The following is a 13,282-nucleotide window of genomic DNA, read 5'->3' as shown; positions in this document are numbered from 1 at the left end:
CCAAAATAGTTGCACGTGAGACTATCTAGCAGATCAGCCCTCTTCTGACCAGAGCTGAGGTTAGCGCATGGCGCAGGCCAATACGCATCAGGCCAAAATCCAATTCGGCTATCGCCGCCACTCCGATCAGGATCGTCCCGGTCAGAATCCGGCCGAGCATCCGGTCGTGGTTGTCGGCGCCGGCCCGGTCGGGCTGTCGCTCGCGATTGATCTCGCCCAGCGCGGCCAGCGGGTCGTCCTGCTGGACGACGCCGATCGCATCGGGGAGGGTTCGCGCGCGATCTGCTTCTCGAAGCGCTCGCTGGAATATTGGGACCGGCTCGGCGTCGGCGACCGCATGGTCGCCAAGGGCGTGGTGTGGAGCGTCGGCCGGATCTTCCACGGGGAGTCCCTGCTCTACCAGTTCAACCTGCTGCCCGAGGACGGCCACAAGCGGCCCGCCTTCATCAACCTCCAGCAATACTATGCCGAAGCCTATCTGGTCGATCGCATCCAGGATCTGCCCGAGATCGACCTGCGCTGGCGCAACAAGGTGACGGCGCTGGAGAGCCGCAACGATTCCGTCGCGTTGACGATCGAGACACCCGAAGGCGCCTATCGCCTGCATGCGCAATATGTGATCGCCTGCGACGGCGCGCGCTCCTCGCTGCGGCAGATGGTCGGCGCCGACTTCGCGGGGCAGGTGTTCGAGGACCAGTTCCTGATCGCCGACGTCAAGATGACCGCGGAATTCCCGACCGAGCGCTGGTTCTGGTTCGATCCGCCGTTCCATGCGGGACGCTCGGCGCTGTTGCACCGGCAGCCCGACGACGTCTGGCGCATCGACCTCCAGCTCAACCGCTACGCCGATCCTCTCGTCGAGAAGAAGCCGGAGAACGTGCGGCCGCGGATCGCGCGCATGCTCGGCCACGACGCGTTCGAGTTCGAGTGGATCTCGCTCTACAAATTCCAGTGCCGGCGGATGGATCGCTTCATCCATGGCCGCGTGATTTTTGCCGGCGATTCCGCCCATCAGGTCTCGCCGTTCGGCGCGCGGGGCGCAAATTCCGGCCTGGAGGACGCGGAAAATCTTTCGTGGAAGCTCGACCGTGTGCTGCGTGGCACTTCGCCCGCAAGCCTGCTCGAGAGCTATCATGCCGAGCGGAGCCTTGCGGCCGACGAGAACATCCGCGAATCCACCCGCTCGACCGATTTCATGGCGCCGAACTCGCATCAGGAAGCGCGGCTGCGCAAGGCGGTGCTGTCGCTTGCCAAGGAGACCGAGTTCGGCAAGCGTATGGTCAATGGTGGGCGGCTGTCGGTGCCGTGCAGCTATGATTCGCCGCTGTCGTCACCGGATAAAGATGTGTGGGGCGGCGGACCGCCGCCCGGCTGTTCCATGCTCGACGCGCCAATCGCCGGGCAGGCCTATCTGACGGACGCCTTCCGCAAGGGTGGAACGGACTTCACCCTGCTCTCGTTCAGCAATGGCGCGGCGATCGATGGGCCCGATGGCATCAGGAATATCCGCATCGGCGGCGAGGGCGGACTTGCCGATTCCTCGGGCCTTGTCGCAAAGCGCTACGACGCCGCGCCTGATACGGCCTATCTGCTCAGGCCCGATGGCTATGTCGCCGCGCGTTTCCGCCATCCGACGCGTGCTGCGATCGCGGCGGCGTTGTCGCAGGCCCAAGGTCTCAATTGAGGTTTCGCATGCCGCTGTCCACCAGCTCCAACTTCGCGCGACCTGATGATGCCTTCCGTGCCATCGTCGAAGCGCATCGCGGGTTCACCGAGGAGCAGAGCGCCGATTTCGATTCGGCGCTGGTGCTGATCCTCGCCAACCATATCGGCGACATCGATGTGCTGCGTGAGGCGATCGGGCTCGCCAAGCGCCGCATGATCGACGGCCAGCAACAGCAACAGCAACAGCAATAACCCAGAAGACTCAAAGGACGAATTGATGGCGAAGAACTTCGCATCCACCGGCGATCTCTCCGAGAAGAAGATCACCTTCTCCGAGATCGGCACCGATCTCTACGCCTTCACCGCCGAGGGCGATCCGAACACGGCCGTGATCGTCGGCGACGACGGCTGCCTGGTGTTCGACGCGCAGGCGACGCCTGCGATGGCGAACAAGGTGATCGAGCGCGTCCGCGCCGTCACCGACAAGCCGATCAAGTATGTCGTGCTGTCGCACTATCACGCCGTGCGCGTGCTCGGGGCCTCCGCCTACAAGGCGCAAGGCATCGTCGCCTCGCAGGAGACCCATCGGCTGATCGAGGAGCGCGGCCAGCAGGACTGGGATTCCGAATACGGCCGCTTCCCTCGGCTGTTCCAGGACGCATCGAGCATTCCCGGCCTGACCTGGCCGACGCTGACCTTCGAAGGCGAGATGTCGATCTTTCTCGGCAAGCGCGAGGTGCGGCTGATGCAGCTTGGCGCCGGCCACACCTCCGGCGACATCGTCGCCTGGGTGCCGGATGCCGAGGTGATGTTCTCCGGCGATCTCATCGAATATCACTCGGCTTGCTACTGTGGCGATGCGCACTTGCGCGAGTGGCCGATGACGCTGAACGAGATCCGCAACTTCAATCCCAAGGCGATCGCGCCGGGGCGTGGCGATGCGCTCAAGGGCACGGCCACCGTGCGCGAAGCCATCGCGATGACGCGCGACTTCGTCACCTCGCTCTATGGCGCCGCCGAAATTTCGGTCGCCAAGGGGCGCACGCTGAAGGAATCGATGGCCGCGACGCGCGAGGTGATGGACCCGAAATTCCATAGCTTCGCCATTTACGAGCACTGCCTGCCGTTCAACGTGTCGCGCGCCTATGACGAAGCATCGGGGATCGACGATCCCGTGATCTGGACCGACAAGCGCGACCAGGAGATGTGGGCCGCCCTGCAAGGAGGAGGATAGACATGAACATCAACACCTCGCCTGATCAGATCATCCGCAGCTCGGCGCAGGTCACCCCGGGCTACATGTCCGGCTTCGGCAACAGCTTCGAGACCGAGGCGCTGCCCGGCGCGCTGCCGATCGGGCGCAACTCGCCGCAGCGCTGCGCCTATGGGCTCTATGCCGAGCAATTGTCCGGCTCGCCCTTCACGGCGCCGCGCGGCAGCAATGAGCGCTCCTGGCTCTATCGCATCCGCCCCTCGGTGAAACACTCCGGCCGGTTCGAGAAGGCTGATGCCGGCCTGTGGCGCTCGGCGCCGTGCCATGAATACGATCTGCCGATCGCGCAGATGCGCTGGGATCCGACGCCGCTCCCGAAGGACGACGTGACCTTCGTTCAGGGCGTGCAGACCATGACGACGGCGGGCGATGTGAATACGCAAGCCGGCATGGCCGCGCATGTCTATCTCATCACCAAATCGATGGTGAACCAGCATTTCTACAATGCCGATGGCGAGCTGATGTTCGTGCTGCAGCAGGGAAACTTGCGTCTCGTCACCGAGTTCGGCCGCATCGATGCCGAACCGGGCGAGATCGTGGTGATCCCGCGCGGCGTCAAGTTCCGCGTCGAGATTCCGAACGGGCCGGCGCGCGGCTATCTCTGTGAGAATTACGGCGGCGCGTTCACGCTGCCGGAGCGCGGGCCGATCGGCGCCAATTGCCTGGCCAATGCGCGCGACTTCCTCACGCCGGTTGCGTTCTATGAGGACAAGGACACGCCGACCGAGCTCTACGTGAAATGGGGCGGGGCGCTGTTCAAGACCAATTTGCCGCATTCGCCGATCGACGTGGTCGCCTGGCACGGCAATTACGCGCCCTACAAATACGATCTGCGCACCTTCTCTCCCGTAGGCGCGATCGGCTTCGACCATCCCGATCCCTCGATCTTCACGGTGCTGACCTCGCCGTCAGAGACCGCGGGCACCGCGAATATCGACTTCGTGATCTTCCCGGAGCGCTGGATGGTCGCGGACAACACCTTCCGTCCGCCCTGGTATCACATGAACATCATGAGCGAGTTCATGGGCCTGATCTACGGCGTCTACGACGCCAAGCCGCAGGGCTTCGTCCCCGGCGGCATGAGCCTGCACAATTGCATGCTGCCGCATGGCCCCGACCGCGACGCCTTCGAGCATGCCAGCAACGGCGAATTGAAGCCGGTGAAGCTGACGGGCACCATGGCCTTCATGTTCGAGACCCGCTACCCGCAGCGCGTCACCGCGCATGCCGCGAACGCGTCCACGCTGCAGGACGATTACGCGGATTGCTGGAAGGGCCTGGAGAAGCGGTTCGATCCGAGCAAGCCGTAGTTCGTTGCTTCGTCATTCCGGGATGCGCCGAAGGCGCAGGCCCGGAATCCATAACCACGATCGTGAGTATGGATTCCAGGCTCGCGCTCCGCGCGCCCCGGAATGATGGCGGAAAAACCGTCAAGAAACATCCGGCAGGAAACCCATGCTCCATCCCAACGACCCCACCCTCCGCTCCTTCATCGACGTCGATCCTTCTTCCGACTTCCCGATCCAGAACCTGCCCTACGGCGTGTTCTCCACCGCGGCGAATCCGACGCCGCGGGTCGGCGTCGCGATCGGCGACTACGTGCTCGATCTCTGGGAGCTCGAGCAGGACTGCCGGCTCGATGTCGGCCCGCTCGGCGTATTCTCGGGGGCTTCGCTCAATCCCTTTATGGCGCTGGGACCGAAAGTCTGGACCAGGACGCGCGCGCGCATCAGTGAGCTGTTGCGCCAGGATCATCCGGAGCTGCGCGACAACGAGGAGCTGCGCAGCCGCGCGCTGGTGCCGATGCGCGACGCAAGGCTGCATCTGCCGTTCACTGTCTCCGGCTATACCGATTTCTACTCCTCCAAGGAGCATGCCACCAATGTCGGCGTGATGTTCCGCGGCAAGGACAACGCGCTGCAGCCGAACTGGCTGCACATGCCGATCGCCTATAACGGCCGCGCCTCGACCGTCGTCGTATCGGGCACCAAGGTGAAGCGCCCGCGCGGGCAGCTGAAGCCGCCGAATGTGGACGCGCCGAGCTTCGGCCCGTGCAAGCGGCTCGATTTCGAGCTGGAGATGGGCGTCGTGATTGGCCAGCCCTCGCCGATGGGCGGGATGCTCACCGAGCAACAGGCCGAAGAGATGATTTTCGGCTTTGTGCTGCTCAACGACTGGAGCGCGCGCGACATTCAGCAATGGGAGTACGTGCCGCTCGGTCCATTCCTGGCCAAAGCGTTCGCGACCTCGATCAGTCCCTGGGTAGTGACGCGCGAGGCGCTGGAGCCGTTCCGGCTGACGGGGCCAGAGCAGGAGCCGGTGCCGCTCGATTATCTCAAGCAGGGCAAGCCGCAGAATTACGATGTCGCGCTCGACGTCTCCTTGCGTGCGGCGAGCGCCAACGCGCCCGCCGGCATCAGCCGCACCAATTTCAAATACATGTACTGGTCCTCGGTGCAGCAGCTGATGCACCACGCTTCCTCCGGCTGCGCCATGAACGTTGGCGATCTCCTCGGCAGCGGCACCATCTCCGGCCCCGAGAAGAACCAGCGCGGCAGCCTCCTGGAGATCAGCTGGAACGGCACCGAGCCGGTCGAATTGCCCGGCGGCGTCAAGCGCTCGTTCCTGGAAGACGGCGACAGCCTCGTGATGCGCGGCTGGTGCCAGGCCGACGGCTACCGCGTCGGTTTTGGGGAGGTGGAGGGGATGATTTTGCCGGCGGAGTGACCGGCTCGATCACCGTCTCTCCGGCGGCACATCGCGTATCCGCGCGCAATGCGCGGCAACCTCCTTGAGGGTGTACTTCAAGTGCACCCGTTTGTCCGACGGCGCCTGTTTCACAGCGCAGACGCCCGGCCGCCATTCCTGCGCGGGCCTGATCGGGCGCGGGGCAAAGCCGCCGCCGCAGTTCGGGCAGACGTTGGACAGTTTGGTCTCGACGCAATCCGCGCAAAACGTGCATTCATAGGAGCAGATTCGCGCCTCCACTGCGTTCGGCGGCAGGTCGCGGTCGCAATACTCGCAGTTCGGTCGAAGCTGGAGCGCCATGGCTGAATCTCCGGATTGGCTGCGATCATCGCAGATCCTGCGTGGAGCGCGAATGACGTAGTTCCCTCGATTTCAGCCGGCCTTGATCTCCCTCAGCGGCAGCCGCGTGCTCTCCTTCAGCCGGTCGAGCACGATCGAGGAGCGCACATGGGCCACGCTCTGGTGCGGCATCAGGACGTCGTTGACGAGGTTGGAGAGGCCCTTGAGATCGCGCAGCACCGCCTTCAACACGTAGTCGGCGTCACCGGTGAGCGAATAGGCCTCCTGGATCTCGTCGATACGGCCAACCAGCGCGCGAAACCGCTTCGAATTGTCCGGCGAGTGCGTCGCAAGCGTCACCTGGATGAAGGCGATCACGCCGAAGCCGAGCGCCTCGCTGGAGAGGTCGGCATGATAGCCCGCGATGATCTTCTCCTCTTCCAGCCGCATCCGCCGGCGCGAGCACTGCGAGGCCGAAAGTCCCGCGAGGTCGGCGAGCTCCTGATTGGTGAGGCGACCATCGTCCTGGAGCGCACGGAGGATCTTGAGGTCGAAGGCGTCAACCGAAATCATGCGTCATTTGTCCATTCCATGCATGGATCGTGCATACGATAGCCAGGATCCGTCCCGTTTGCACGCTCATTGCAGGCCCCATGAAGGATAGTTCCTCCCTGCAGCAATCTGGGAGAGCCGCCAATGGGACCGTTTCCGCACGATGCACCGCCGGCCACCGTCAGCGCCGACAATCCGATGGGCACCGACGGGTTCGAGTTCGTCGAATATGCGCATCCCGATCCGCAAGAGCTGCATGCGCTGTTCAACCTGATGGGCTACGCGCCCGTCGCGCGCCACAAGACGAAGAAGATCACGGTCTACCGTCAGGGCGACATCAACTACCTCGTCAACGAGCAGCCCGGCACCCACGGTTACGAGTTCGTCGCCGCGCACGGGCCTTGCGCGCCCTCGATGGCGTTCCGCGTCGTCGATGCGAAGGCGGCCTATGACCGCGCCATTTCGCTCGGCGCCGAACCTGCCGATGTGCCATCGGCGCAGAAGACGCTCGACGCGCCCGCGATCAAGGGCATCGGCGGCAGCCTGCTCTATCTCGTCGATCGCTATGGCGCCAAGGGCTCTGCCTATGATGCCGAGTTCGAATGGCTCGGCGCGCACGATCCGCGGCCTGCCGGCGCCGGCCTGTTCTATCTCGACCATCTCACCCACAACGTCCATCGCGGCCGCATGGATGTCTGGACCGGCTTCTACGAGAGGATCTTCAACTTCCGCCAGATCCGCTTCTTCGACATCGAGGGCCGCGCCTCCGGCCTGTTCTCGCGCGCGCTGACCAGCCCCGACGGCAAGATCCGGATTCCGATCAACGAGGACGCCGGCGATGCCGGCCAGATCGAGGAATATCTGAAGACCTATCGCGGTGAGGGCATCCAGCACATCGCCTGCGGCTGCCGCGACATCTACCGCACCATCGAGGGCCTGCGCGATGCCGGCCTGCCCTTCATGCCCTCGCCGCCCGCGACCTATTTCGAGAAGGTCGACACGCGCCTGCCCAGGCATGGCGAGGACATCGCACGCCTCCAGAAGAACGGCATCCTGATCGACGGCGAAGGCGTGGTGGAAGGCGGCCAGACCAAGGTGCTGCTGCAGATCTTCTCGGCCAACGCGATTGGCCCGATCTTCTTCGAGTTCATCCAGCGCAAGGGCGACGACGGGTTCGGCGAGGGCAATTTCAAGGCCCTGTTCGAATCGATCGAGGAGGATCAGATCCGGCGCGGCGTGTTGAAGGTGGATGCGGCGTAAGGACGCTGCTCTCGGGCACAGTGCCGTAGGGTGGGCAAAGCGGAAGCGTGCCCACCAATTTCGCTACTATCGAGGGTAGATGGTGGGCACGGCGCTTCGCACCTTTGCCCACCCTGCGCGATCTTTGCCGCAGCTAGATCTATCGCTTCCACGCAGCCATCACAGCGCCGATCTCGGCGCCTTCCGGTTCGCGCACCGCCGATGGTGTCCGCGAGAAGCGCGGCGCCGGCGCGGGCTGTTTCACGCCGTGGCGCTCGACGAAGACGTTGCGGGCGATCATGTGCGGATGCTGGGTTGCTTCCGACATGGTCAGCACCGGTGCGAAGCAGATGTCGGTGCCTTCCATGATCTTGCACCAGTCCTCGCGCGTCTTGCTCTTGAACACCGCCTTCAGCTTCTCCTTCAGCGCCGGCCAGGCTTTGGGATTCATCTGTGCGTCGAAATCGGCATCGGTGAGGCCTGCGTGCTCGCGCAGCAGCGCGTAGAACTGCGGTTCGATCGACCCGATCGAGACGAAGTGGCCGCAGGCGCATTCATAGACTCCGTAGAAATGCGCGCCGCCGTCGAGGAAGTTCTGGTTGCGCCCTTCGGTCCAGCGGCCCAGCGTCGTCATGTCGAAGAAGAACGACATCAGCGATGCCGCGCCGTCGCACATCGCGGCATCGACCACCTGGCCCTTGCCGGAGCGCGGGGCTTCCAGCAGCGCGGCGAGCACGCCGACGACGAGATAGAGCGCGCCGCCACCGAAATCACCGACCAGGTTGAGCGGCGGCACCGGCGCTTCCTTGGTGCCGATCGCGGCAAGCGCGCCGGTGATGGAGATGTAGTTGATGTCGTGGCCGGCGGCATTGGCTAGCGGGCCTTCCTGGCCCCAGCCGGTCATGCGGCCATAGACCAGTTTGGGGTTGCGCGCGAGCACGACGTCCGGCCCGAGACCGAGCCGTTCCATCACGCCGGGGCGGAAGCCTTCGACCAGCGCATCGGCGCTGGCGAGCAGATCCAGCACTTGCGCGATCGCCGCCTTATCCTTGAGGTCGAGCTCGATCACCTTGCGGCCCCGCCCCGCCACCGACTTCATGCTCTTCTTCGCACCGACGCGGTCGAGCGTGACGACGTCGGCACCCATGTCGGCCAGCATCATGCAGGCGAAGGGGCCGGGGCCGATGCCGGCGAATTCGACGATGCGGAAGCCCGAGAGCGGGCCGGAGGCGCGGACGGATGCGGAGGGAGCTGATTTGTCGAGCACGTTGTTGTTTCCTCGGGTCGCGGAGCCGATGCCGCTGGTTCGGCAATCGCCGCTGACGTTCTTCTTTGGAGCGAGTTAATCGTCTGATTAACTTTTCTCGCCTTCATGCCAGCGAGGCAAGCGGTTTTCATGCCGCACGGTCAAAATAAAACGGCGCGCACCGAAGTGCGCGCCGCGGAAAATTTGTGTTGAGACGCTAGCGCGTGAGCGTCAGCCGGCAGCCGCGACCGCGCGCTGCGCCATCACCTTGACGAGGTTGGCGCGGTACTCCGCGGTGCCGTGGATGTCGGCCAGCAATCCGCTTGCCGAAATGCTGACGCCGTCGATCGCCGCCGGTGACCAGTTCGCCTTCAGCGCGGCTTCGATCGCGGGTACCCGCATCACGCCGCTCTGTGAGGCACCGGTAGCGGCCACCCGAACCTCGCCCGATTTGGTCTGCGCGACGAACACGCCGGTCAGCGCAAAGCGCGAGGCCGGATGCCGCATCTTCTCGTAGCCCGCTTTCGCCGGCACCGGGAACGACACGGCGGTGATGATCTCGCCATCTTCGAGCGCCGTGGTGAACAGGCCCTGGAAGAAGTCCTCGGCCGAGATCGACCGCTTGTTGGTCTTCACGGTGGCACCGAGTGCGAGCAGCGCGGCGGGGAAGTCCGCCGCGGGATCGTTGTTGGCGATCGAGCCACCGATCGTGCCGCGATAGCGCACCGCGGGATCGCCGAGCACCGAGGTGAGATGGGCGATTGCGGGAATCGCTTTCTTCACATCTGCATTCGTCATGATGTCGTAATAGATCGTGCCGGCCTTGATGGTCAGCGTGTCGCCGGACAATTCGACGCCCTGCAGTTCCTTGATCTTGCCGAGGTCAATCACGTCCGACGGGCTGGCGAGGCGCTGCTTCATCACAGGCAGCAGCGTCTGGCCGCCTGCGAGGAATTTTGCTTCGCTGCCCTTGGCAAACAGGCTTACCGCTTCGTCGACAGAGGATGCGCGATGATAAGTGGTCTGGTACATCTTCGATGCTCCTCTCAAGCCGCGTGGATCGTGCGCCACACCCTGTCAGGGGTTGCGGGCATTTCCAGATTGTTCGTCCCGATCGCATCCGTGATCGCGTTGATCACGGCCGCAGAGGCGCCGATCGCGCCGGCCTCACCGCAACCCTTGATGCCCAGGGGATTGCCCGGACACAGCGTCGTGGTGTGGGAGAGGTTGAAGGACGGCACGTCGTCGGCGCGCGGCATGGCGTAGTCCATGAACGAGGCCGTGACCGGCTGGCCGCTTGCGTCGTAGATCGCATGTTCCAGCAGCGCCTGCCCGATGCCTTGAACGAGGCCGCCATGGACCTGGCCTTCGACGATCATCGGGTTGATCAGCCGGCCGAAATCGTCGGCCGCGACGAAGTTGACGAAGGAGGTCTTGCCGGTGCCGGGGTCGACCTCAAGCTCGCAGATATAGGTGCCGGCCGGGAAGGTGAAGTTGGTCGGATCGTAGAAGGCGCTTTCCTTCAGACCCGGCTCCATCCCGTCAGGCAGATTGTGCGCGGTATAGGCCGCGAGTGCGACCATCGGCAGCGCAATCGCCTTGTCGGTGCCTGTCACCTTGAACTCGCCGTTCTCGATGACGATGTCGGCCTCGGAAGCTTCCAGCGCATGCGCTGCAATCTTCTTGGCCTTCGATTCCATCTTCTCCATCGCCTTCAGGATCGCGGTGAGGCCGACGGCGGCCGAGCGGGAGCCGTAGGTGCCCATGCCGAACTGCACCTTGTCGGTGTCGCCGTGGACGATCGAGACCTGGCTGATGGGAATGCCGAGCCGCTCGGAGACCAACTGACAGAAGGTGGTCTCGTGACCCTGGCCGTGGCTGTGCGACCCCGTGAGGATCTCGATGGTGCCGACCGGGTTGACGCGTACCTCGGCCGATTCCCACAGGCCGACGCCGGCGCCCAGACTGCCGACCGCCTTCGACGGCGCGATGCCGCAGGCCTCGATGTAGCAGGACAAGCCGATGCCGCGCAGCTTGCCGTCGGCTTTCGCCTTGGCCTTGCGGGCGGGGAAGCCGGCATAGTCGATCGCCTTCATCGCGGCATCGAGCGAGGCGTTAAAGTCGCCGATATCGTAGGCCATGATGACGGGCGTCTGATGCGGGAACTGGGTGATGAAGTTGCTCCGCCGTAGCTGGGCCGGATCGACCTTCAGCTGCCGCGCCGCCGTTTCCATCAGCCGCTCGATCAGATAGCTCGCCTCGGGACGGCCCGCGCCGCGATAGGCGTCGACCGGCGTGGTGTTGGTGTAGACGCCGACCACCTCGGCATGGATCGCCGGGATGTTGTATTGGCCCGACAGCAGCGTCGCGTAGAGGTAAGTTGGGACCGACGACGAGAACAGCGACATGTAGGCGCCGAAATTGGCGTAGGTCTTCACCTTCAGGCCCAAAATCTTATTCTGGGCGTCGAACGCCATCTCGGCATGGGTCACATGGTCGCGGCCATGCGCGTCGGTGAGGAAGGCTTCGGTGCGATCGCCGGTCCATTTCACGGGACGGCCGACCTTCTTCGAAGCCCACAGCGCCACCATCTCCTCGGGATAGATGAAGATTTTGGAGCCGAAGCCGCCGCCGACGTCGGGCGCGATCACCCGCAGCTTGTGCTCGGGGGCGATGTTGTAGAACGCCGACAGCACGAGGCGGGCGACGTGCGGGTTCTGCGAGGTCGTATAGAGCGTGAAATGCTCTTCCGCCGCGTCGTAGTCGGCGATCGCCGCCCGCGGCTCCATCGCGTTCGGGGCGAGACGGTTGTTGGTGACATCGAGCTTCACCACATTGGCCGCCTTGGCGAAGGCGGCATCGGTGGCGCCCTCGTCGCCGATCACCCAGTCATAGACCTGGTTGCCGGGAGCCTCGGGATGAAGTTGCACCGCGCCCGATTTGATCGCGGCGTGGACGTCGGCGACCGCGGGAAGTTCCTCGTAACTGACGACGACGGCCTCCGCCGCATCGCGCGCCAGATTCTTGGTCTCGGCGATCACGACCGCGACGGCCTGACCGACGAAACGCACCGTCTCCGGTGCCATTGCCGGCCATGCGCCCATCTTCATCGGGCTGCCGTCCTTGGAGGTGATGGCCCAGCCGCAAATGAGGTTGCCGACCTTGTCGTCGACGATCTGCTGGCCCGTGAGCACGGCGACCACGCCCGGCATCTTCAGCGCGGCGGAGGAATCGATCCCCTTCACCTTGGCGTGTGCGTGCGGGCTGCGGACGAAATGGGCATGGGTCATACCCAGCAGCTTGATGTCGTCGACGTAGCGGCCCTTGCCGGTAATGAAACGCTTGTCTTCCTTGCGCACGACGCGTGCGCCAATGCCTTCAACACCCATGTCTGGTCCTCCCGACCGGAAATTTTATGGCTGCGCTTTCCTTCGAGAGCGGCAGCGGTGATTTTGTGTTCGTTCGAGGCGCGCCGCTTTACTCGGCTGCCTGCGAGACCTTCATGCGCCCGGCTGCATCCAGCACGGCTTTGACGATGTTGTGGTAGCCGGTGCAGCGGCAGATGTTGCCTTCGAGCTCGGTGCGGACGGTGGCTTCGTCGAGCTGGCCGCCGTGACGGTGCACGATGTCGATCGCCGACATGATCATGCCCGGCGTGCAATAGCCGCATTGCAGGCCGTGATTGTCGCGGAAGGCGGCCTGCATCGGGTGCAGCTCGTCGCCCTTGGCGATGCCTTCGATGGTGGTGATGCTGGCGCCGTCGGCCTGTCCCGCCAGCATGGTGCAGGATTTTACCGCGCGGCCGTCCATGTGCACGACGCAGGCGCCGCACTGGCTGGTGTCGCAGCCGACATGGGTCCCCGTGAGGTTGAGGTGATCGCGCAGCAGCTGGACCAGCAGCGTGCGGTCCTCGACGTCGACAGCAACGGCTTTGCCGTTCACTGTCATTTTGACTGTAGACACGGTGTAGTCCTCCCGGGATTGATTTTGATTGCTTCTAATTAGAGACAGCGGCCCGGAACTTTGCAACTAGGATTTTGGTCGCCTGCGTCATGGAAAAGTCATTGATGCCCCGGGCGCGTGAGGATTTGCATGGTGCGCGGGCCCGAAACCAGCGGTCTGGCCAACCTGGGATGCCAACCGTTTTCCGCCCTGGGATGGACCGGCCTTTGGCCGATGAGACCGAAATTGCGCGGGTCAGCCGAATTTACCGCCCTTTATTGATTCTGCCCTAGTTTTGCGCATCCGGATCGGGGAGGGCTGCTCCCGGACCGTGCTGC

General features: G+C 64.1%; 12 protein-coding genes. 6 read left to right on the top strand and 6 right to left on the bottom strand.

Translation table 11 applies throughout. The features are described 5' to 3' along the window. Positions 1-67: 67 nt before the first annotated feature. From IVB24_RS01135 to fahA, 5 genes are all read left to right on the top strand, one after another. Positions 68-1,684 carry an FAD-dependent oxidoreductase gene (locus tag IVB24_RS01135; protein ID WP_247771798.1) on the top strand — a complete coding sequence of 539 codons (1,617 nt, stop codon included), beginning with the start codon at positions 68-70 and terminating at the stop codon, positions 1,682-1,684. A gap of 8 nt (positions 1,685-1,692) precedes the next feature. Continuing rightward, positions 1,693-1,917, top strand: coding sequence for a DUF2783 domain-containing protein (locus IVB24_RS01130; protein WP_094973874.1), 225 nt, complete (start codon positions 1,693-1,695; stop codon positions 1,915-1,917). Positions 1,918-1,942: 25 nt separating this feature from the next. After that, complete coding sequence (locus tag IVB24_RS01125) at positions 1,943-2,899, top strand: MBL fold metallo-hydrolase (RefSeq protein ID WP_247771797.1); 957 nt, start codon at positions 1,943-1,945, stop codon at positions 2,897-2,899. Between the two features lie 2 nt (positions 2,900-2,901). Further along, the gene (gene hmgA, locus IVB24_RS01120; protein ID WP_247771796.1) at positions 2,902-4,248 is read left to right on the top strand and encodes a homogentisate 1,2-dioxygenase; all 1,347 of its coding nucleotides are present in this window, start codon (positions 2,902-2,904) and stop codon (positions 4,246-4,248) included. A 145-nt stretch (positions 4,249-4,393) separates the two neighbouring features. Next, the gene (gene fahA, locus IVB24_RS01115) at positions 4,394-5,665 is read left to right on the top strand and encodes a fumarylacetoacetase (protein WP_247771795.1); all 1,272 of its coding nucleotides are present in this window, start codon (positions 4,394-4,396) and stop codon (positions 5,663-5,665) included. 9 nt (positions 5,666-5,674) lie between these two features. Here fahA and IVB24_RS01110 read toward each other — a convergent pair whose 3' ends face one another. Both IVB24_RS01110 and IVB24_RS01105 read right to left on the bottom strand, forming a co-directional pair. Further along, a complete protein-coding gene (locus IVB24_RS01110; RefSeq protein WP_247771794.1) occupies positions 5,675-5,986 on the bottom strand; it encodes a DUF1272 domain-containing protein in 312 nt (103 codons plus the stop codon). Positions 5,987-6,058: 72 nt separating this feature from the next. After that, entirely contained in the window at positions 6,059-6,538 is a 480-nt protein-coding gene (locus tag IVB24_RS01105) for an Lrp/AsnC family transcriptional regulator (RefSeq protein ID WP_247771793.1), read from the bottom strand. 123 nt (positions 6,539-6,661) lie between these two features. On the opposite strand from IVB24_RS01105, the gene hppD reads away from it, so the two are divergent. After that, complete coding sequence (gene hppD / locus IVB24_RS01100; protein ID WP_247771792.1) at positions 6,662-7,777, top strand: 4-hydroxyphenylpyruvate dioxygenase; 1,116 nt, start codon at positions 6,662-6,664, stop codon at positions 7,775-7,777. 139 nt (positions 7,778-7,916) lie between these two features. Here the strand turns inward: hppD and IVB24_RS01095 are convergent, their stop codons facing one another. From IVB24_RS01095 to IVB24_RS01080, 4 genes are all read right to left on the bottom strand, one after another. Then, a complete protein-coding gene (locus IVB24_RS01095; protein ID WP_247771791.1) occupies positions 7,917-9,023 on the bottom strand; it encodes a CaiB/BaiF CoA-transferase family protein in 1,107 nt (368 codons plus the stop codon). 210 nt (positions 9,024-9,233) lie between these two features. Then, positions 9,234-10,034 carry a xanthine dehydrogenase family protein subunit M gene (locus IVB24_RS01090; RefSeq protein ID WP_140482096.1) on the bottom strand — a complete coding sequence of 267 codons (801 nt, stop codon included), beginning with the start codon at positions 10,032-10,034 and terminating at the stop codon, positions 9,234-9,236. A gap of 14 nt (positions 10,035-10,048) precedes the next feature. Then, complete coding sequence (locus tag IVB24_RS01085) at positions 10,049-12,391, bottom strand: xanthine dehydrogenase family protein molybdopterin-binding subunit (protein WP_247771790.1); 2,343 nt, start codon at positions 12,389-12,391, stop codon at positions 10,049-10,051. Between the two features lie 88 nt (positions 12,392-12,479). Beyond that, positions 12,480-12,965, bottom strand: coding sequence for a (2Fe-2S)-binding protein (locus IVB24_RS01080; RefSeq protein WP_094897155.1), 486 nt, complete (start codon positions 12,963-12,965; stop codon positions 12,480-12,482). Between the last annotated feature and the right edge of the window lie 317 nt (positions 12,966-13,282).

Source organism: Bradyrhizobium sp. 192 (assembly GCF_023100965.1).
Taxonomy (GTDB): Bacteria; Pseudomonadota; Alphaproteobacteria; order Rhizobiales; family Xanthobacteraceae; genus Bradyrhizobium; species Bradyrhizobium symbiodeficiens.
The sequence above is the reverse complement of the archived record's forward strand: the minus strand, read 5'-3'. Positions and strand labels throughout refer to the sequence as shown.